This is a genomic window from Pedobacter indicus, assembly GCF_003449035.1.
Taxonomy (GTDB): Bacteria; Bacteroidota; Bacteroidia; order Sphingobacteriales; family Sphingobacteriaceae; genus Albibacterium; species Albibacterium indicum.
Genome location: NZ_QRGB01000001.1, coordinates 3157785 through 3178933 on the forward strand (window position 1 = coordinate 3157785; position 21149 = coordinate 3178933).

The 21149-nt window shown below is 40.3% G+C and carries 23 protein-coding genes; 9 read left to right on the forward strand and 14 right to left on the reverse strand.

The window, feature by feature from the left end:
* The first annotated feature begins 8 nt into the window (after positions 1-8).
* A complete protein-coding gene (locus tag D3P12_RS13855; protein WP_118196457.1) occupies positions 9-485 on the forward strand; it encodes a DsrE family protein in 477 nt (158 codons plus the stop codon).
* A gap of 128 nt (positions 486-613) precedes the next feature.
* Here D3P12_RS13855 and D3P12_RS13860 read toward each other — a convergent pair whose 3' ends face one another.
* Positions 614-838 carry a hypothetical protein gene (locus tag D3P12_RS13860; RefSeq protein WP_118196459.1) on the reverse strand — a complete coding sequence of 75 codons (225 nt, stop codon included), beginning with the start codon at positions 836-838 and terminating at the stop codon, positions 614-616.
* A 144-nt stretch (positions 839-982) separates the two neighbouring features.
* Between D3P12_RS13860 and D3P12_RS13865 the strand changes: the two genes are divergently transcribed.
* The 3 genes from D3P12_RS13865 to D3P12_RS13875 are packed head-to-tail and all read left to right on the forward strand — an operon-like array spanning position 983 to position 6649.
* Positions 983-2347 carry a TolC family protein gene (locus D3P12_RS13865; RefSeq protein ID WP_118196461.1) on the forward strand — a complete coding sequence of 455 codons (1365 nt, stop codon included), beginning with the start codon at positions 983-985 and terminating at the stop codon, positions 2345-2347.
* A 9-nt stretch (positions 2348-2356) separates the two neighbouring features.
* Positions 2357-5527, forward strand: a complete 3171-nt coding sequence (locus D3P12_RS13870) for an efflux RND transporter permease subunit (protein WP_118196463.1) — start codon at positions 2357-2359, stop codon at positions 5525-5527.
* 27 nt (positions 5528-5554) lie between these two features.
* Positions 5555-6649 carry an efflux RND transporter periplasmic adaptor subunit gene (locus D3P12_RS13875; RefSeq protein ID WP_118196465.1) on the forward strand — a complete coding sequence of 365 codons (1095 nt, stop codon included), beginning with the start codon at positions 5555-5557 and terminating at the stop codon, positions 6647-6649.
* A 150-nt stretch (positions 6650-6799) separates the two neighbouring features.
* Here D3P12_RS13875 and D3P12_RS13880 read toward each other — a convergent pair whose 3' ends face one another.
* The 6 genes from D3P12_RS13880 to D3P12_RS13905 form a co-directional block, all read right to left on the reverse strand.
* On the reverse strand, positions 6800-8023 hold the full coding sequence (locus D3P12_RS13880; protein WP_118196467.1) for a bifunctional alpha/beta hydrolase/OsmC family protein: 1224 nt from the start codon (positions 8021-8023) through the stop codon (positions 6800-6802).
* 65 nt (positions 8024-8088) lie between these two features.
* Positions 8089-9477 (reverse strand): MBL fold metallo-hydrolase, encoded by a 1389-nt coding sequence (locus D3P12_RS13885; RefSeq protein WP_118196469.1) that lies wholly within the window; start codon positions 9475-9477, stop codon positions 8089-8091.
* A gap of 10 nt (positions 9478-9487) precedes the next feature.
* Positions 9488-10300, reverse strand: a complete 813-nt coding sequence (locus tag D3P12_RS13890; protein WP_118196471.1) for a sulfite exporter TauE/SafE family protein — start codon at positions 10298-10300, stop codon at positions 9488-9490.
* A gap of 91 nt (positions 10301-10391) precedes the next feature.
* Positions 10392-11030, reverse strand: a complete 639-nt coding sequence (locus D3P12_RS13895; protein WP_118196473.1) for a Crp/Fnr family transcriptional regulator — start codon at positions 11028-11030, stop codon at positions 10392-10394.
* An 11-nt stretch (positions 11031-11041) separates the two neighbouring features.
* Positions 11042-11455, reverse strand: coding sequence for a YeeE/YedE family protein (locus D3P12_RS13900; protein ID WP_118196475.1), 414 nt, complete (start codon positions 11453-11455; stop codon positions 11042-11044).
* Positions 11456-11522: 67 nt separating this feature from the next.
* Positions 11523-12080 carry a YeeE/YedE family protein gene (locus tag D3P12_RS13905; RefSeq protein ID WP_118196477.1) on the reverse strand — a complete coding sequence of 186 codons (558 nt, stop codon included), beginning with the start codon at positions 12078-12080 and terminating at the stop codon, positions 11523-11525.
* 621 nt (positions 12081-12701) lie between these two features.
* Here D3P12_RS13905 and D3P12_RS15695 point away from each other — a divergent pair.
* The 4 genes from D3P12_RS15695 to D3P12_RS13925 all read left to right on the forward strand — a co-directional run bounded on the left by D3P12_RS15695 (position 12702) and on the right by D3P12_RS13925 (position 13962).
* Positions 12702-12842 (forward strand): helix-turn-helix domain-containing protein, encoded by a 141-nt coding sequence (locus tag D3P12_RS15695; protein ID WP_317124667.1) that lies wholly within the window; start codon positions 12702-12704, stop codon positions 12840-12842.
* Complete coding sequence (locus D3P12_RS15395) at positions 12818-13093, forward strand: hypothetical protein (RefSeq protein WP_165438713.1); 276 nt, start codon at positions 12818-12820, stop codon at positions 13091-13093. Before D3P12_RS15695 ends, D3P12_RS15395 begins: the two co-directional genes overlap by 25 nt.
* 150 nt (positions 13094-13243) lie before the next feature.
* The gene (locus D3P12_RS13920) at positions 13244-13639 is read left to right on the forward strand and encodes a plasmid mobilization protein (RefSeq protein ID WP_118196481.1); all 396 of its coding nucleotides are present in this window, start codon (positions 13244-13246) and stop codon (positions 13637-13639) included.
* Positions 13636-13962: a relaxase/mobilization nuclease domain-containing protein gene (locus D3P12_RS13925; protein ID WP_118196483.1), complete on the forward strand. Its 327-nt coding sequence runs from the start codon at positions 13636-13638 to the stop codon at positions 13960-13962. Before D3P12_RS13920 ends, D3P12_RS13925 begins: the two co-directional genes overlap by 4 nt.
* A gap of 71 nt (positions 13963-14033) precedes the next feature.
* Here the strand turns inward: D3P12_RS13925 and D3P12_RS13930 are convergent, their stop codons facing one another.
* Positions 14034-15068, reverse strand: coding sequence for a toll/interleukin-1 receptor domain-containing protein (locus D3P12_RS13930; protein WP_118196485.1), 1035 nt, complete (start codon positions 15066-15068; stop codon positions 14034-14036).
* A 719-nt stretch (positions 15069-15787) separates the two neighbouring features.
* Between D3P12_RS13930 and D3P12_RS13935 the strand changes: the two genes are divergently transcribed.
* Entirely contained in the window at positions 15788-16234 is a 447-nt protein-coding gene (locus D3P12_RS13935; RefSeq protein WP_245977459.1) for a site-specific integrase, read from the forward strand.
* 478 nt (positions 16235-16712) lie between these two features.
* Here the strand turns inward: D3P12_RS13935 and D3P12_RS13940 are convergent, their stop codons facing one another.
* The 6 genes from D3P12_RS13940 to D3P12_RS13965 are packed head-to-tail and all read right to left on the reverse strand — an operon-like array spanning position 16713 to position 21149.
* Entirely contained in the window at positions 16713-17615 is a 903-nt protein-coding gene (locus D3P12_RS13940) for a TIGR01777 family oxidoreductase (protein WP_118196487.1), read from the reverse strand.
* Positions 17612-18130 carry an isopentenyl-diphosphate Delta-isomerase gene (idi, locus tag D3P12_RS13945; protein WP_118196489.1) on the reverse strand — a complete coding sequence of 173 codons (519 nt, stop codon included), beginning with the start codon at positions 18128-18130 and terminating at the stop codon, positions 17612-17614. Before idi ends, D3P12_RS13940 begins: the two co-directional genes overlap by 4 nt.
* 18 nt (positions 18131-18148) lie before the next feature.
* Positions 18149-19456, reverse strand: a complete 1308-nt coding sequence (locus D3P12_RS13950; RefSeq protein WP_118196491.1) for a cryptochrome/photolyase family protein — start codon at positions 19454-19456, stop codon at positions 18149-18151.
* Entirely contained in the window at positions 19446-20012 is a 567-nt protein-coding gene (locus D3P12_RS13955; RefSeq protein WP_245977460.1) for a lipocalin family protein, read from the reverse strand. Before D3P12_RS13955 ends, D3P12_RS13950 begins: the two co-directional genes overlap by 11 nt.
* The gene (locus D3P12_RS13960) at positions 19993-20694 is read right to left on the reverse strand and encodes a lycopene cyclase domain-containing protein (protein ID WP_118196495.1); all 702 of its coding nucleotides are present in this window, start codon (positions 20692-20694) and stop codon (positions 19993-19995) included. Before D3P12_RS13960 ends, D3P12_RS13955 begins: the two co-directional genes overlap by 20 nt.
* Positions 20691-21149, reverse strand: a complete 459-nt coding sequence (locus D3P12_RS13965; RefSeq protein WP_118196497.1) for a sterol desaturase family protein — start codon at positions 21147-21149, stop codon at positions 20691-20693. The genes D3P12_RS13960 and D3P12_RS13965 overlap by 4 nt, the downstream gene beginning before the upstream one ends.

Genomic DNA, 21149 nt, shown 5'->3' on the forward strand with positions numbered 1-21149 from the left:
TATACTTCATGAAATCAATAATAGTAATAACGACATTTCTAATAGCAATCGGCATCCTGTTGATTCCTTATTCCGGGTTTTCGCAAATTGAAAATCAGAGAGGGATAGCAGAATTCACCCCGGCGACCGCTAAGTTAGACAATTATAAGGCTCTGTATATTATTAATTCATCCGATGAACGTCGAGTAAAAGGGGCGCTAAAAAATATTGGAAATGCATTGAACGATCCGCGTCTTAAAGGAAAACTCCAAATTGAGCTTGTTGTGTTCGGTGATGGAGTAGAAATTTTCAAACGGGGTAGCTTGTACGAGGAAACATTAAGCGATCTAAAAAGCAAGGGTGTTGCGCTGGTGCAGTGTGAAAACACGTTGAAAGAGCGGAAAATAGACAAATCAGAACTTTATCCTTTTATCTCATATGTGCCAACAGGTAATGGCGAGATCATTCTTCGTCATTATGAAGGCTGGGCAATTATCCATCCATAAGGAAATCTGATACACAAACAAATGACTTGTATTCAAAAAATGAATAAGCCAATAATATTCCTCTTGACCGTGTTTTGTCTTAACATGGGTTATTGTTCTTTGCATAAAATTACATCGAGTAGCTTTAACTACAAAGAGGGGCTTACCAAACAACCGAAATCGCTTGTAAACAAGAATTTTGAAAATGCCTGTACTTTAAGTGAAGTAAGCACTAAAATTTCTGTGTCGGAGGTTGAAAGGTCGGCCGGCACAGATTTAATGATCACCGGGTTATTAACTAAAATAAACGCGACGATACCTAGTTCGCGCTCTATAGAACCTTTTAATTTCTCCAAAACAAACTTCCGGTACATTATATCTCCAGTTCCACTGTTTTTGAAGAACAAGAGAATAATTATATAATACCTTCACTTCCTTCTCTATTTTTTAGCTAGTTCTTAATTGGCCTTAGCTTCCTATTATCAGAATTTATTTAACTACAAACCATCATTATCTCCATGAGAAAACCTTGGAACTATTTATTGATACTTTTCCTGATTATCAGCTTCTTACATACGTTTGCACAAAAAACTGAAGTCAAACTTTATCAAGTTTATAATACTGCTTTAGAAAGGTATCCGGGTGTCAATGAAAGAGTTGCGGCAATACATGCAGCCCAACTGGACCAGAAACTTATTAAAAGCAAACAACTGCCGCAAGCCAAGCTTCAATTGCAGAATTCATTTGGGACGCTGGAATCATCTTCAGGAGCGTTCTTTCCATTACCTGGTATGTTCAATATTAACGGTAGTACGGATTCAGATGACATCAATACGTCATTTAATATGTACGGCTCTGTCCTTGCCGATTGGGAAATATTTTCCTTTGGTAAACTGAATGCAGAACACCAAGCTTCAAACCTGAAAGTTCAGGAGGCGGTGAGCGATCTTTCAATCTACGAGTTAGACCTGCAAAGTTTGATATCAAGGTTGTATCTAAAAATACTTTACAATGATGTCCGGTTAAAATGGTCGCAAGACAATGTTTCGCGTATCAACGAAATTTATAAAGTTTCAAAGGTGTTGGCAGCTGCAGGCTTGACACCGGGTGCCGACACAGCTCTCGCATCTTCGTCATATTATCAACTTCTTTCAGAAGAAGATCTGCTGCGGGGGAAGCTTCAAGCCAGCAAGCATCAGTTGAATGAATTCCTGTCTGTCGATTTGAACCAAAAGGATTTTTCATCTCATCGATTTTTAACGGCCAGGCCCCATAAACTCGCGACACAAAATCAGCGTAAACATCCCTATCTGGATAAGTTAGCCCATCAGATCGAGTATCAAAATTTACAGCAAAAACTTGCCGAAAGGTCCATGTTGCCATCGGTCTCCTTGTTGGCCGGCCTTTCGTCGAGGGGCTTTAGTCACCGCCGGAATGATGGCGGCGGCTGGGCGAACAGCTTCGACAACCAGGCTAGCAACTATCTGGTCGGTGTAGGTCTGACCTGGAACATTACCGGCCTGTATGATAAAAACCTGGAGAAGAGAAGGGCCGCTGAACTTGGGAAAATGGCCCAGTCGAGCTATCAACAGCAAGAGTTAAGAATAGACGCGGGGGTAAGATCTGCAAGCTCTCAAATTTCAGAACAAATAAAGCAGGTGGCCAAGACCAAACTGGGCGTAGAAAAGGCTGAACAAGCCTATTTGCTATATCGCACGCGCTATGAGAATGGCCTGATCAATTTAACGGAACTGCTACAGATCCAGCTGCTATTGCAACTAGCGGAGGAAAAGCAGATAGAGGCCTTCCGGGGATTATGGGAACAAGTAATTATTCATTCTGAACTCAAAGCAGATTTTAGCAACCTTTTCGAAATATTTTAATCAACTCAAATGAACATTATACGATTTGCATTAAGAAGGCCGATCAGTATTATGGTAGCGATTCTCGCTATCACCTACTTCTCCTTCTCAGCAATAAAAAACATTAACGTAGACATATTTCCCGAAGTAGAATTGCCTGCAATTTACATTTCGATGCCATATGGAGGTTTGACTCCACAATATATGGATGGGTTTATGGCTAATGAATTCCAAAAAGTTTTACTGTTTGTCAGCGGTGTTAAAGACATCGAATTTAAAAGCATTCAAGGGCTCACATTGATGAAGCTCACCTTCTATCCAGGTACCGACATGGCACAGTCGGCCGGCGAGGTGTCGACCATGGTATCGCGGGCCATGGGGTTTCTGCCGGCAGGAGCAACACCACCTATGGTGGTTCGCTTCGACGGCAGTTCACTTCCGATTGGACAACTTGTGTTTGAAAGCCCACAAAGGTCATTGAACGAACTTCAGAATTTAGTTATAACGCGGGTTCGTCCAATGTTTGTGAATGTTCCCGGCGTAACTGCTCCTGCGCCTTTTGGGGGTAATGCACGCACCATTGTGGTGAAGGTCAATCCTTCCCTTATGCAATCTTACGGCATATCGGCCGAAGAGGTTACGCTGGCGATCACGCAGAACAGCCTTCCCTCTCCTGCCGGTAACGTTCGGATCGGTGAACAGAACTTAATGAGCCCGGTAAACTCCATTGCAAACGGCCCGGAGGAATTCCTAAATACGCCTGTTCGTATTAATGAGAACCAAACCATATTTATCAGGGATATCGCTACCGTTGAGGACGCAGGCGACGTTACCACCGGCTATGCCATTGTTAACGGACAGCGTTCAATTTACTTACCGGTAATCAAAAAGGCTGATGCTTCTACCCTTGATGTAGTAGAAAACTTGAAATCGGCAATGCCCATGCTGAAGAACACGCTTCCCGAAGACGTAAGGATCAGTTATGTATTTGACCAGTCAGGACATATCAAGAACTCTTTGTCCACTTTGATATTTGAAGGGATTCTGGGTGCTATCCTGACGGGTTTAATGGTATTCTTATTTTTAAGAGATCCGAGGGGTGCATTGATTGTCGTTTTGACCATTCCGATTTCTCTGCTCACGGCGGTTATTGCTCTTTATCTGATGGGGCAGACGATTAATATGATGACCTTAAGTGGACTAGCCCTGTCGATCGGAATTCTGGTTGATGAGGCTACCGTAACCATAGAGAACATCCATCAGCATTTTGAAATGAAAAAAGGAAAGGCGCGTGCCATTTTGGATGCGGTGCTGGAGATCTCAATTCCAAAATTGCTGATCTTACTTTCTATCCTGGCTGTTCTGATCCCTTCTTTCCTGATGACAGGCATACCGAAAGATATGTTTATGCCTTTGTCAATTGCCGTGGGCTGTGCCATGATCGCTTCTTTTATCTTCTCACAAACCTTTGTGCCGATTATGGCCAACTGGCTGATGAAGAAAAAGCCACACCAGCGGCGTATTGCTGGCAAAAGACAATCGGGTTTCAACCGGTTCAAAATTAAGTACACGCACTTTATCGGGAAGATTCAAAGGAGAACGCCGCTTGTCGTGTCGATGTATGTGTTGGTGGCCGGAGTCCTGATAACCATCACCGGATTTTTTATTGGTACCGATATCTTACCAACATCCAACGAAAAAGATTTGCAACTGCGGATTGTGGCCCCTGAAGGGACGCGCCTGGAGAAAACGGAATCATATGTGCACGAAATCACCGAAATCATAAAAGGTGAGATGGCGGACGGCGCGTTGACTATCTCTTCTGCATACGCGGGTTTGCAGCCATCTTCTTCACCCATCAATCCCATATTCTCGTTTACGAGCGCTTCTCACGAGGCCATCCTGCAAATCTCGATCGATAAGGACATCTATACCGGTCACAGCGCGGGCTTAAAGGATTCGATAAGAAATCGTGTTGCGCAGCGCTTCCCGGAAGTTAAGATCAATTTTGAACCGATGGAACTGGTATCGAAAATTATGAGCCAGGGAGCAATGACCCCAGTGGAGATAAAGGTCGCTTCCCGTCAGATACAAACAGCCGGGCAGTTCGCTAAAAAAATCGAAACAGAAATGAAAAAGGTTCCGTTTCTGAGAGATGTTCGGATTTCTGAGCCAATAAGCTATCCGAGTCTACAGATTGAAGTGGATCGGGAGCTGGCAGCGCAATTTGGGCTCACGATGAAAGACGTGACTAAAGTGTTAAATCTGGCCAGTTCATCGTCCCGGTTTACGGATAAAAATATGTGGATAGATCCTGTATCAGGACTAGTGTTCCAGGTACAAGTGCAATTTCCGGAACAAGAGGTGACGTCGACGGAGATGCTGATGTCGCTCCCGCTCAAGAGCGGTGCCGCCCGGCCTGTCCTGGCAGACGTAGCGACGATTCAGCGAACTAATATTCCCGCGCAGATAAACCGGCAGGGACCCAACCGATATGTCACCGTTTTGGGTAATATTCACGAAAAAGACCTGGGCTCAGCCGCCAAGGCCGTAGATCTGGCCATTGAAAATGCGGGAGAGGTGCCACGAGGGACGATGTTGAAAATCGAGGGATTGTTGTCTTTGCTAAAAGAAACGATGGATAGCCTTCAAAGTGGGTTACTGATTGCCATTGTGGTAATCTTTCTAATGATGGCAGCTTATTATCAATCCTTTGCGATTTCCGGACTGCTACTATCGGTTGTTCCTGCAGTGATAAGTGGAAGCTTACTGTTTCTGTTGATATTTGGAAGCACGTTGAATCTGCAGTCATATATGGGGATTATCATGTCTATCGGTGTTTCCGTTTCTAACGCGGTGCTGATGGTCAATCAAGCCGAATACTATCGTAAAGAATTTAATTTTTCAGCCAGACAGGCGGCTAAATGGGCAGCGTCTTCCAGATTGAGGCCAATTTTAATGACTACGATCGCCATGGTCGCCGGGATGATACCTATCGCGTCAGGTTTCGGTGATGGCGGAGAGCAGGTAGCTCCCCTGGGGCAGGCAGTTATCGGGGGGTTGATCTTTTCATCCATTACCACGCTTGTTGTATTACCGAACTTATTTAGTTGGGTACAGAAAAAAGCAAAGCGCTCCAATCCGTCCCTAGACCCTGATGACCCTGCAAGCAAATATTCTACGCCTGACTATTCAAGTTAATTCAATAACCAAATTAATAAAGCAATCATGTACAAAACATCAAAACATATACTATTTTTCTTTTCAGTTTTTCTTTTAGTAGTAAGCGCATGTTCAGAAGCAGTGGACCAAACAAGACAAGAAGACAACGTAAAACCGACCGTTGAAATCATTTCGCCCACTTTAGATCAACCATTTTATACCGTCAACTTGCCTGGTGAACTAAAGCCTTATGAAGAAGTGAAAATACATGCAAAAATCAAAGGATTCGTCAAGAAAATCCATGTAGACCGGGGTAGCTTGGTTAGAAAAGGACAGTTGCTTGCGGTTCTGGAAGCTCCTGAAATAATGCAACAGTATCTTTCTGCAAAATCAGATGAAATTAAATACGACCAGGAATACATTTTTGCGAAACAGGCTTATGAGCGATTAAAAAAAGCAGGCGAAACTGGAGGCGCGGTAGCCGAAATAGAATTAGACCGGGCCCTCAGTGAATTGAATGCTGCAAAAGCAGCTGTTGAGGCTTCAAAAGCTCAGTCGGGCATTCCGGCTCAGATGAATTCCTATCTGAGAATTACAGCTCCCTTCGACGGGATTGTAATGGAGAGGAACGTTTCTGAAGGAGCTCTGGTAGGTGACAACACCGGAGAGCTATTCACACTGGCCCAAACCGACAAATTAAGGCTGACCATAGCGGTTCCGGAAAAGTACTCGCAATCTGTCCACAAAGGAATGAAGGTTAAATTTACGGTGAATAGCCTTCCCGGTGATTCGTTCGAGGCAGTACTGTCCAGATCAGGAAATGTCATTCAAAAAGATGGCAGAGCACTTCTTACAGAATATGATGTGATCAACAATACCGGAAATTTAAATGGTGGAGAATATGCTCAGGTACAACTTCAGCTTCAAAGATCTGATAAATCAGTATGGGTTCCTACGAGTAGCGTTATCCGGACTCAGTCAGGAAATTATGTTTTGAAAGCTGACCATCAGCAGAAAGTTAAACGAGTCGCTGTGGTTGAGGGTATGAGAGTAGATTCCTTGCAGGAAGTTTTTGGAGAAATCGATATAGCAGACAAACTCATCAAAAATGCCTCCGAAGAGCTTAAAGAAGGTTCATGGGTTATATTCAGTTCACCTTAGAGTTGATTAATGAGGTTAAGCATGAAGATGACAACGTTGGGTATTACCCCATCTTGTCATCTTCTCTTAGAGCAGTATCCGTATATAGTAAGTAGCGTCGGTGAGAACAGAAATAAAGTTCTTAGGATACAATTACGGTATTTCCGTAGTCTAAGGCCTGGGATTAGAAAGCTGGCTAATTATCTGAATTTTATTACTCAATGTTTTATGTACGGGACAGCGATCAGCAATTTCCAATAACCGGATTTCCTGTTCTTCGGTTAAATCACCTTCCAGGGAAATTTTGCAGTGAAAGGTATCTATTTTAGCGGCGTTATTTTCTGACTGCTCACAATCAACGACGTGCTGTCGTGAATGGTCTATATGTACGGTGATATTTTCTACATCCCACTTTTTTCTTCTTGCGTACATTTGAACAGTCATGGATTTACAGGCAGCTAAAGCCCCCGAGAGATACTCATAGGGCGAGGGACCTAAGTTATTTCCACCAAACTGAGTAGGCTCATCTGCCAAAAAGGAATGATTACCAAGTTTCATGGTAGTGGTAAATAGTTCTGTTTTATCCAAAGAAGCTGCTACCTGACTTTGGCTGATCAGATTTTGTTCTTCAGGAATAGTAAGGTATCTAAATGCCCATTCAGCAATTACTTTACCGACATAAAGAGAGTCTCGTTTGTCGGTTAACAAATGATTTGCCCCTTCTAGTGATACAAAACTTTTGGGGTGGAATGCAGCTTTGTAGATGTTTTCGGCATTTTCAATATCCACGGTCATGTCTTGTGGGGAATGAAATATCAACAAGGGTTTCTTTAACTTTTTTACTTTTTCTAAAAGTGTCTGATTAATTAAATCATCGACAAAGTTTTTTTTAATAGTAAACGGCCTCCCTTCCAACTGTACTTTGGCTTTACCTTTCTTTTGTATTTCTTCCAAGCTCTCCTCAAACAAATGGGTGACATGCTCTGGTTTACTTGGTGCGGCAATGGTAGCAACTGCATTGATTGAATCAATCCTTGAAGCAGCAATCAGAGCTGCAGCACCGCCGAGCGAATGTCCAATAATTAAGGCCGGAGCCTGATAGTTTTGCTTTAAAAAATCTGCCGCCACTTCCAGATCCTCCACATTTCCTGAAAAGTCAGTATCTGAGAAATCACCATCGCTTTCTCCCAGACCTGTAAAATCGAAACGAAGAACCCCGATACCCGCTTGCGTCAGTGCATTGCTTATATTACCAACTGCTTTCAGGTTTTTTGTGCAAGTAAAACAATGAGCAAATAATGCAAAGGTGTGTGGCTTTCCTTCAATGGGTAGATCCAGGTACCCAACCAATTGCTCATTATTGCTATTTTTAAAAAAAACTTTACTTCGCCTCATATTTTTCCCTAATTTCCGAAAAACAAATCCAATAAAAGCAATTTAGCAACATTTATTGCAAAGCTTTAAACAATGGGGTTTTCTTTATCTACCCATTCCTTCATTCCTCCAGAAAAATTTGAAACGTTTTTAAAACCCTGCCTCTTTAATAAAGAATAAGCAATCGTAGCCCGGTCTCCACTTTGGCAATGAATTATCACATGTTTGTTGGGATCTATTTTGTCAAGATTGTCCGGAAACGTTCCTACGAACACATGTTTTGTGCCCGCAATATGACCCGCATCATATTCGTTAAGTCCACGAACATCCACAACCTGAACGCCTTCTTTCCCCTGCAGGGACTTAAAAGTTTCTATATCAATGAGATCAGCGGTTTGTAAACTCAAATCCAAATCCTCGATATTGGAGACGTATCCATAAATATTGTCCAGACCAATGCGCATCAATTTACGAGTCAACTCTTCGATCTGACTATCCTCAGCCACTAATAAAAACTGTTCCTGATAATTTAGCAGCCATCCGGCCCAGGTTGAAAGTGAATTGTTCCCCTGGATATTAATACTACCGGGAATAAATCCTTTTGCGAAATCAAGTTTATTCCGGGTATCAATTACCTTCAGGCCATTGTTATAAGCGGTTAAAAACTGATTTTTAGTTAATTTGGGGTGTCTAGGAACCTCGATCAATAAGGGGCGTGGCACCTTATTAAGATGTTTCATCATGGCAAAGTACTTGGGAGGTTCGGGTTGACCTTCCAATAAATAACGGATAAATCCTTCCTCATTATCTTGATAATGAAATGCCCAGTTACGTATCTTTTCGTATCCTACAGTTGAACTGGGTACTGAGCCTAACGATTTTCCGCAAGCAGAACCCGCACCATGTCCCGGCCATACTTGAACATACTCAGGTAGCTCGGCAAACCGTTGTATAGATTCATACATTTGTTTGGCTCCCTTTTCCATCGTTCCTGTCATTCCAGCGGCTTTTTCGAGTAGATCGGGACGCCCAATATCGCCCACAAATACAAAATCTCCCGTGAATACCATAACGGGGTCTACAGTTGCAGGATGATCAGTTAATAAAAAGCTGATGCTCTCAGGGGTATGCCCCGGTGTATGCAATACCTCTAAAGTCAGATTTCCGACTTTCATGATATTTCCATGAAGTAGGCCTGTATGCGGGAATTGATATTGCCAATCTTCTCCGCCCTCATCAGACAAATAGAGATTTGCACCTGTCACAACAGAAAGTTCTCTTGAGCCGCTAAGAAAATCGGCATGGATGTGTGTTTCTGCAATATGGGTTATCTTGAGATTGTTTTGTTTGGCTATCGACAAATAAACGTCAACATCTCGTTGTGGATCGATAACAATTGCTTCGCCTTTAGCCTGACAACCAATAAAATAACTTGCTTGTGCTAAAGACTTGTCGTATACGTGTTGAAAAAACATAATTATGAATTTAAGAGTGATTTAAAAATAATTCGCTGATAAGTATGTATATTCCCATAACCAGTACAAACCATCCGAATGCGGTTTTGAGTTTGACACCAGAGATTTTTCTTGAAAGATAAAAGCCTATTAGTATTCCAAGAGTGGATAGGCCCGTAAACGAAAGGAGCAAGCTCCAATCGATCGTCTGACTACTTTGTACGTCGCCCAGAAATCCTATCAAAGACTTCGCTGCGATAATAAAAAGGGAAGTCCCTACGGCTAACTTCATTGGCATTTTAGCCAACAACACCAAGGCCGGTATGATCAAGAACCCTCCCCCCGCACCGATCAAGCCAGTTAGTAGCCCGACGACTGTTCCCTCTAATAAAATCATAGGGTAGTTGTATTTGATTTTTCCCGTGTCTGTATTATTACAATCCGGGCATGGACGAATCATCGAAAAGGCCGCAAAGATCATCACAATGGCAAAAAGTACCATTAAGGCGATAGGTTTCGTGATTTCGAGGGGTCCCACAGAAAACAGCTCGTGAGGAATTAAAGGCATCAAAAACGCACGAGTTAGGTAAACTGAGATAATGGAAGGTATACCGAATATGAGAACGGTTTTAAAGTCGACCTGCTTGTTAATTACATTTTGGACGCCTCCCACCAGAGACGTTGCTCCCACAACAAAAAGGGAATATGCCGTTGCTAAAATAGGTTCGACAGACATCACATAGACGAGTACCGGAACTGTTAAAATTGAACCACCACTTCCGATAAGTCCTAGCGAAATGCCAACCAAAATGGCTAAAATGAACCCGATTACTTCTGCTTCCATTATTCACTTGTTAAATGAGTATAGGACAAATTTACGGCGGCGAAACGTTGGAAATGGTAACACGTGTTACACAGTAATAAATGGTTGTAAACTAATCCCTGGGAGGATAAAGTTCAACGCTATTTCTGTTCAATTTGATTTTGCCCTCATTTTCCAAGACTTTTAGTAGCCTGGATATTACCACCCTTGAGCTGTTCAGATCCTCAGCGATTTCTTTGTGAGTTTTGTTAATTGTATTTGAACGGTTCACTTGACTCTTTTCTAATAGATAGTTGTAAAGCCGGCTATCCATATTCGTAAACGCAATATTGTCAAGAGCGCCAAGTAGTTCAATAAACCGATTGTTGTAGCTTTCCATCACAAAGGCACGCCAGGTTTTGTATTTCCCCAACCATTCTTCCATTTTACTGACAGGTATCATTGCTACCAGTCCATCGTTTTCTGCTACGGCTTTAACTTCACTTTTTTTATCGCCCACGCAACAGGCCAGGGTCATGGCACAGGTGTCGCCTTTTTCGATAAAGTATAACAGTAGTTCTCCTTTATCATGATCTTCACGCATGATTTTTATCGCTCCGTTGATGAGCAAAGGCACTGTTTTAATATATCGTCCGATATCAATCAACACATCACCTTCCTTAAATTCTACCAGTTTTGCTGAAGAGACTATTTCATCAACCAAAGCCTTTTCGAATCTCCCGTTATAGGTGTTATAAATCAAGTCCTCCATCGTCACAGGTTTTAATGCGGTAATCTTTCTTTAAGCAGCCCATATATCCAAGTGCCTAATAGTGCACCCAATATAACAATAAAAATGGGTAAATATCCCGCTCCGGCTAATACAAACATCGGACCCGGACACGCTCCTGCAAGCGCCCAGCCCAATCCAAAAATGATCCCTCCAATCAAATACCGAGAAATACTCTTGTCTTTGTTCGTTATCACGATCGGTTGATTATCAATATCTTTGATTGATCTTTTCTTTATATATTGAACGATCAGGATGCCGACGGCTAATGCCGATCCCATCAGCCCGTACATATGAATTGATTGAAAGTTAAACATTTCATAGATCCTAAACCAAGATGCAGCTTCAGATTTATACATTACTATGCCGAAAAATGTTCCGATAATAAGATAGCGTAGTCCTTTCATTATATTATTTGATTAGTTGATATCTTTATAATAAATTATGTTGCTGATGTTTTTTTCTTGTTTTTAGCTAAAATATCAGAGGAAAGAAAAGATGGATCATGAGCAACCCACCAATGAAAAATCCAATCGTAGCTATGAGAGAAGGCACTTGTAAATTACTCAATCCTGATATCGAGTGTCCCGAAGTACATCCTCCAGCGTAGCGAGCACCAAATCCTACCAAAAGTCCTCCGATGAGTAAGATGATAATGGTTTTGGGAGAAGTGAACGCCTGGTCACCAAATAATTCTGAAGGAACATAAGCAGTCCCTGCACTTTTGAATCCCGATGCATGGAGCATATCGATCGTCTTGGGATTGATATCTGGGATTTGATTAGATGATAAAAAGTGAGCGGCGATAGATCCACCTATAATAGCACCGACCATTACGAGCAGATTCCAGCGCTGACCTTTCCAGTCAAACCGAAAGAAGTCAGAAGTTTTGTCTGCACCGCACATCGTGCATAAAGTCCTCAAGTTGGAGGACATTCCAAAGTTTTTGCCGGTATAAAGCAAAGAAAACATGGTTAAGGCAATCAAAGGGCCACTTACATACCAGGGCCAGGGGGCTACTATCCATTCCATAATTAAATTTTAAGTACTGCAAATGTAGGAAGAACCGGACCGATGGTGTGTTACATAGGTTACATAAATGGAAAACCTAAGGTTACAAGGATGTCAAATGAATAAAAGTGTCTGGAGATATCTCATTAAATATCTTTCTTTCTCTAAATTTTACTCCTTCAAAATTAAACGCAAAACCTCGGATTCCTTTTGATAAAGCTCCCCTCTCCTAAGTGAATGAACCTGTCAAGAGAACATGGAATAAATCGGACTGAGGTACGAAGGAGAATTTATGCCGTGAAAGCTCTTTACTGGTGAAGTGAACGTGAGACCTTTGCTGATTTCAAAAGAATGCGGGTTCCAGAATCACTAAAAACACACAACTCCCCTACAAGGTGTGAATTTACAATACGCTTCCTTTCTTCTTTTGTAATTCAAAACTCAATGAATTATGACACTAGTATCTCAACAAAAGAAAGGAGTTCGGTCTCTTCTTCCAACAAAAGATCAATTGCTAACCATTGGCGATTTAGAGAATTTTAAAGATGAAATGCTAAATGAAATAAAGCAGATCGTCAAAGAAAGTAAAGGGCAGCCCGGCAAAAAATGGTTGAAGTCAACTGAGGTTAAAAACTACTTGGGATTTCCCACGGCTTCCTCCAAACGCTTCGTGATACGGGGACTTTACCCTACACAAAAATCGGCGGATCCATCTACTACGACTACGAAGATATTCACGCCATGATGGAAGCCAAGAAGTGCAACAAGGAAGATATGTATTAAGAATCGACGATGTGGCTAGGAGCACTATTACTGATATTCCTTGTTTTGTACAAGTAACCATTTTCTTTGATCAAAAAGGTTTCGGCCGAGAGGATGCCGAAACTTTTTTCAAAGAATACTCGGCTAGGCACTGGACCGGAACGAAAGGAATTCCGGTTAAGAACTGGCGAGCGAAGGCTTTGGATTGGATGTGGAGAAGGCAAAAAAACCGACCATATCTCCGAAGCAAATCGAAGCTGATGATCCCTTAAAATCGAAGGCCCTTTGAAGGTAGATTGCGTCGTTTTCTGCAATCAGCAAGATGTACGTTTGTAATACAAACGGAAATTGACCGCCCTTCCGAAGTCAGGTTCTGTCATTGTAAAAATATCCTCCGAAGTCGCACTCTTAAACGACAAATTATGGAAAATACGGATGAAAATCGTTCCAGGGTAATTTTGATTAGGTTGAAGCCGAATGAGTATAAGCTCCTTGAAAATCGGTTCCAAAAATCGATGTTCCAATATATGAGTGAGTACAGCCGAAGCGTGTTACTTCAAAAGCCGGTAATCTTTACATACCGCGATAAGTCCATGGATGACATGTTGGAGGAACTGATCAAGCTCAGAAGAGAACTGAGCTATATTGGGAATAATTTCAATCAGGCGGTCCACAAACTTAATAGTGTAATAGGTATGCCGGATGCCAAACTATGGCAAGAAGCATTGACGGTTCTCAGAGATCAGCTTGAACCATCCATAGGAGAAATCAAGGACAAACTGAATAATTATTCAGAAATATGGTCGCAAAAATCATGAGCGGAAGAAACATAGCTGGCGCACTAAACTACAATGAACGCAAAGTGAATCAGGGAAAGGCTGAACTCATTGGGCAAAGCGGGTTTCATAAAGATCTCCAACATCTCAATTTTTACGACAAGTTACAACGCTTTATTAATCTAGCATTGCGCAATCAACGAAACAAAACTAACTCGGTTCATATTTCGCTCAACTTCGCTGTAGGCGAACAAATTCCGGATTCAAAACTGATCGAGATTGCTGAACAGTATATGAAGCAGATATGCTTTCTGAGCAGCCATATCCGGTATAAGACTAATGACAATTCCTATGGAGTGCAATGAAGGACGAGAGACCAGAAAGCAAATCTGACTCTTGTTCAGACGATCAATACCATTCAAGCTACATTAAATTATTAAAATGGAAGATCATCTGTTTGTTCAGAATTATCGCCTGATGTTTTGTTTGCTTTATCGATTTGGTTGCTTTTAACAATCTCTGAAATTTTGTTTGAAATATCGTCGGTAAGATTATGTAGTCTTTCTTGCATTCTTTCAATTAGCTGAACCTCTCTCGGATTACCGTAACTTGTAAGCTCAGAAACTTCGATCAATTTTTTGAATTCAAATCTTCTTAACACAGCTGAATAGTTTCTGGACAATTTATCATTTAAATCTTCTATGTCTTCCCAAACTCTTATATTGTCTACTTCTACGCTCTCGCGCCAACCAGTTCCCAATTTATATTTAGCCGCTTCTATTATATAATGAACAAGTAGCACCTCTTCATCTTTTAATTTTTCATTCATTAGGTCAAAGAAAAATCGCTTGGTACTTTCTGATTGGGCATTACTACTATTGTTTACGGCTTCATCTTTTTTTGTAGCACTAACACTCTCCATTTCTTTTGCCACTGATACAATTGATTTTTCCTGAAAGCCGGATTTCAAAGTCGTTGGAGATACTGTTTCTTCGGAAGAAATTATCCTTTGTAAAAACTCTGTAATTCGCTGATGAACTAATACAGGGTTAGTAGAAATACTAAAATAGCGCTTTAACGATTCTATAAATGCAATTAGTCTGCCTTGATTATTAATAAAAAATCCGATCTCTCTTGGATCTAACGCACTGTTTTGAAATTCATAGCTATCTAATTTAAATTTAGGTGTAAAGATCATTGTATGTTCATTTTCGACTATCCATGCAGCCCCCATTTCATTTAAACAAGCTACACTGGAATAATACTCCGGTGATAATAAGTATATGACATACGGCTTTTCATTAATTTCACTTTTAAGCCAAGTGAAAATATTTTGCCCAGTGGGTATGCCGTAAGCATCGTTGCTGGTAAATATTATTTTATCACCGCTGATCCCCACCCCAATTAATAAATCGACAAGTGCATTTCCATAATTTTTGTTCCTGGAAGAGTGGGAGATAAAAATTTTCATAATTTATTCATTGTCTAATTTTTCAATCCAAGCCAATCTACAACTCTTGCAAATCCCACTCAAAGTCTATTCTTCTAATCAATTATAATTTATCCGTCGACCGGATAAATCTACCCAAATATTGCCGTTTATTCAAAAGAACAGAGCTAATGACAAAATCATTACATACTTTTGATACACATTCCATCCCCTGGTTCTTAATAATTAACCTCGTAGTTAGTTGTTGTCTACTACTTTTTTTGAATGTGAATGTTTGTTAGGGAAGAAACATATAGTATCTTTGGAGTATCAACAGTTCCCGCGAACAAAAGGGTGAACAAGGTTGAATAGCATTTTTAAATTATTGATAATAAGATATTTAGAGCAAAGGGATCGCGTCCGGCCATCCCGACAATATTCAGTCCACCTGAATACACAAGGCTCTAAATCGTACGGTTTAGGGCCTTTTGTGCTTTTAAGCAGTCCTTTTCAATACATACTATTCTTCCTGTCATGCGAACAATAAGGCGAACAGATTTAAATTCTATATTTGTTCACCAGAATGAGTTAAAAACTTGATTTGCAATACTTTGTGAAAATAATGTATAAACTCATATGTATCAAAATGAATTACTTTTTTGGTTCGCTGGTGAACTGTTTCGACAAACTAGTCTGGATGGCTGGAGAAAAACCCTTTCGAACTTTATAAACTGCGCTTTGAGAAAGTTGAACGGGACTTCTTGACCGATAAAGAGCCCTTCAAAATTGAAGCGAAAGACTTTTCAATTCCACGTATCCAGTATGCGAAAGATCTGCTTGTATTCAGTTGTTATACCGGTATTGCATATATCGATGTTATGCAGCTTACACCGGAGAGCATAACACTGGGAATCGATGGCAATCACTGGATCAAAACGACCCGTGAAAAAACCGATACCTCAGTACAAATCCCCCTCCTACCAAAAGCAATTGCCATGATTGAAAAATATAAAAATAACCCCCGATCACTCGCACAAGACTCACTTTTTCCAAAAATCTCAAACCAAAAGTTGAACAGCTATTTAAAGGAGGTAGCCGATCTATGCGGAATTAAGAAGAACTTAACATTTAATTTGGCTAGACACACATTTGCAACCTCGGTTACCCTTTCCAACGGTGTCCCATTGAAACAGTCAGCAAGATGTTAGGCCACACCACTATCCGAACCACACAAATTTATGCAAAAGTAGTAGAGCAGAAAGTTGGGAAAGATATGGCTGTTCTCAAAAATCGATTGGAGAAAAATGAAAGGAAAAATTCTAAAATAGTCGCACGTTAAAATATATAGTATGATTGGTTAGTGCTTCAAATATAGTTAAACGATTAACATAGATCCAAATCTTTTAACAAAAAAGTTCAAAACCCATCTCATTACGAGAAATATTTTTGATTTTTATCGTTCATTTTTTGCGATAATTTTTAAATGGTACAGAACTCGAACCTTTTATCTGGAGGATTTAGAGACGGTTGAATCAGTTGAAAGATATTTCAAGAGGATGCCGAAAAATGTAAAAAAACCACAAATGATAAATCTAGGTAAAAAGTAAATACAGGTAAAATAAAAAGATGAATATTAAGTATATTCAGCAAAGCATATATTAAATTCAACCAACTTTATTATTACAACTACATAGAAAATGTCTTTTCAATCGAGCTATACTCAAATTGAAAGCCGGTTTGTTTTATTTTTTCATTACTTGCCCTTGAACCCTCCAACAACATCACAGACATTTCCCCCAAAAGCAACTTTATTATAAACGCTGGTACATTGGGCAGAAAACTCGTTTTTCCAAATGATTGGAGCAGGGTTTTAGAAAAATCATTCATCATAATGTGCTCGGAAGAAACAGCATTAAAAACCCCGCTGAGTACATCTGTCTTCAAGATGAATTCATACAACCGGACTAAATCCCGTATGTCAATCCAGGGTAAGTATTGCCTGCCATTTCCTAAAGATGTATTGATGCCCAACTTTGCCAAAGGTGCTAATTTTTGACATATACCACCATCTCTCCCAAGGACAACGCCTTTTCTTAAAATCACGGTAGCAACACCCAAACTTTCAAATTGCAGTGCTGATTTTTCCCATTTCCGACAAATCGAAGCCAAAAAATCGCTGCCGTTATTGGATTTCTCTGTAAATATTTCATCCGAAGTGATCGCACCATAATAACCTACGGCGGAAGATGAAATGAAGATATCTATGCTAAAATTCCTTGTTTTAACATAGGTAAAAAGTAAATCTATTGCCTTGGTCCGGCTTTCGATTATTTCAACTTTCCTTTTTTCCGTCCAACGCTTTTCGGTGATGTTTGCTCCCGTTAGATTGATGATTTTCGAAACGCGCTCAAATGCTTTTTCGTCAATAAATCCTTTCTTTATATCCCATTCAAAATACCGAATGTTCTCCGTGCTGCTGATTTTGTTCCTCCGTGTTAACACATTGACCATATAACCACAATTTAATAGGTGCTTTATCAATGCTTTTCCGACAAAACCTGTGCCCCCGGCGATTAGTATCTTTTTCATTGATTGATTTTTGAAAGTAACTCCGGAAAAGCCTGTTTGAACCAGACCGTGTAATGCGATGGATTATTTTTTATATCAGATAGAGTTTCATCCACATTCATCCACTTATAGTCCTGTACTTCATCTTTGTTTAAAACAGGACATTGGTCAGAATAACCAACAAAAACATAATCCAGTTCGTGTTCCGTCAAATTGTTTTCAACCCGCTCATTGTATATAAATGAATAGACCAATTTTAAATCACATTCCATTCCCATTTCGTAGTTTAACCGCTCCTCTGCACCTAAAGCAACAGTCTCTCCCCATTGCGGATGCGAACAACAAGTGTTCGTCCATAACCCTGCTCCGTGATACTTGTGGCTTGCACGCTGCTGCAAAAGAAGCTCTCCGTTATCATTAAATATAAATACCGAAAATGCCCGGTGAAGACGCCCTTGCTCGTGGGCAACCAATTTTTCCATTTCAGCAATGGCATTATCGTTTTCATCGACCAACACTACATTGTTTCTCTCCATTTTACTTTGATTAAAGCGTTATTGATTGTTTTCCTTGACGGCTTCTCCATATACTTTCAAAGCTCTCTCTCTTGCGAAACTGTGTTCTACTATTTGTTGGGGGTAAGCATCTGTTCCAAATTCCGGAACCCATTTTTTAATGTATTCCAACTTTTTGTCAAACTTTTCGGTTTGAACAGTTGGGTTAAACACCCTGAAATAAGGTGCAGCATCGCAACCCGAACCCGATGCCCATTGCCAGTTTCCATTGTTGGCCGATAAATCGTAATCGTTCAGCTTTTGCGCAAAGTAGGCTTCGCCCCAACGCCAGTCAATCAGTAAATGTTTGCACAGAAAACTCGCTGTAATCATCCGAACACGATTATGCATAAACCCTGTTTGGTTCAATTGTCGCATTCCGGCATCGACAATCGGATACCCTGTTTTTCCCTCGCACCATTTTTCAAACTCCCGCTCATTGTTTCGCCATTTGATGTTATCGTATTTCGATTTAAAAGATTGATTAACCACTTTGGGGAAATGATATAAGATCTGCATAAAAAACTCTCGCCAGATCAATTCATTCAGCCACGTTTGATTGTGGTTCAATGCAAAAGCTACGCATTTACGAATACTAATGGTACCAAATCGAAGAGCGATGCTCAATTCTGTTGTCCCTTGCATAGCAGGATAATCCCTAAATTTGTCGTATTCGTCAATGATTTTTGCATCTAATTTCGGGGGATCAAAAGTAATATTTGTTTTTTCAAAACCGAATTCATTCAACGAATGAATTTCGGCAAACCGCTGTCTGAAAAAATTAGTGCAATCAGGATTATACGACTTGTAATCTTTTTCTGTCAATAGCTCTTTCCATTTTTTTGAATACGGGGTATAAACCGTATAGGATGTGCCGTCATTTTTCAATACATCGTTTTGATCAAAAATGACCTGGTCTTTGAATGCCTTAAAAGGAATGTTCTGTTCGTTGAAAAACTGGTAAATCTCCGTATCCCGTTTAATGGCTTGCGGTTCATAATCCCGATTGCAGAAAACGCCTTGAACAGCATATTTTTCGGAAAGCATTTTAAAAACATCCAACGGATTTCCATAAAATGTATTCAATCTTGCGTTGAATGTCTTCAAGCCGCTATTTATTGCCGAGAGTACCTGATAGATATAATCAACCCTTCGGTCTTTTTTATCTTCTAATTGAGTTAAGATGGTTTCATCAAAAATAAAAACCGGCAACACGGGTAATTCGGAAGTAAGTGCCTGATACAAACCCACATTGTCTTCCAAACGCAGATCTCTGCGAAACCAAAAAACGGAGACCTTATTTTTCATTCAAAAATGGATTATCGTTCCTGTCGTGCTTTACCCAGATCAGTTTAGAGGTATCATAGCCAATCCCTTCTGCAATTTCCAGGTAGTTTGTTTTAACCTCTTTGGGAACGTTCTTTGTTCTTGATAAAATCCATAAATACTTTAGGTTTTTTCCCGCAACCAGCGCATACTGGTAATTTTTGTCTAATGCGACCACATTGTAACCAGAATAAAAAGGACCGAAAAAACTTACTTTCAGTTTTGCAACATTTTTATCTCCTCTGAACTTTGCTAAACCGTCCGCTTTTTTCCATTCTTGCTTATTATGATTATAGCCACTGTTCAAGACGATGACATTGCCATTTTCGTTCAGACTGTATTGAGCGGAAACATTGTCCAAGTCTCTTTCAAAACGAGAATCAAATCGGGCAATTTCGTACCAAGTGCCTAAATATTCATCGACGTCAAAGTTTTTCACTGCTTTTGCCCTTTTGGGGATCGAGGCGCAGGAATGTAAAAGAGCAATTAACCCTATGGAAAAGGCCACTGTTAAAATTTTATTTTTTGCTTTCATCATCTATATGTTTAAACCGTTTAAAAAAATAAAGAACCAAAAGGAACTGTGTATATCCATAAACGGCATCCTCAATAGGTATCGTTAGTATCCGTATACCCAGAAAATCACCGGGATTGTAATTCACGATTGGTGTTTCCAGTCCGGTTCCGGTAAGAACACCATTTACCGGAAAGAAACCTAACATCAATATCGTAAACACCAACGATGCTTTGCCTATCCAATCCGCCTTGGCAAAAAAATGCAGATAGATCAGGGTTGTAATGGTAGCGGTGGCCGTGATCAGTGTATAGATCTTATCAAAGTGCAACAGAGCCATCACCGAACAAATAATGACGCTGACAAAAACTATCAGGTTATTTAAGCCGGATAGCCATTCCCACCTGAAAAACTTATCGAAACAGAAATAGGTAAATACACATGAAAACGGAATACAGATAAAAAAAAGCCATTCTTCAATTGGTAACCCAGCCAATGCTATTCCGAGCGTATAATCTGTGTTGAACCACCAAACACCTTTTGCCGTAAACCATACATCCCAAGCAATGAAGGGAATTGCCACAAGGATTGCAGACTTTATAAACGCACCAAAATGGCGGTTAAAAAGAATCCGCCTGTCAAAAGATGCGATGAAACAAATAACGACCGAAAAAAACAATACCAAGGAGTAAGTATATCCCATCATTTTTTCGCGGAATTAAAATACATTTTGAAATATTTGAAAGGCACATATAAAAACCCGAAACATTCGCCGTCTTCTTTTCCGATATGTTTGTGATGTTGTTTGTGTGCCCTGCGCAGTGCCAAAAAATAGGCACTTTGGGTCTGGGACAGAAATTTGATACGTTGGTGGATAAAAATATCGTGCACAAAAAAATAAACCATTCCGTAAAGCATAATGCCCAACCCGATATAAAACAGATAGTTGAAATTTTCAAGCGAACCGAAATACATCAAAGCAATCGTGGGTATAGCAAATATGACAAAGAAATAGTCGTTCTTTTCAAGAACGCCCTCATTGCTGTGGTCATGATGGTCTTTGTGCAAAACCCAAAGAAAACCGTGCATAACATATTTATGGATAATCCAGGTTGCCCCTTCCATCAATGTAAACGTGAGCAATACGATTAAAAAATTCAT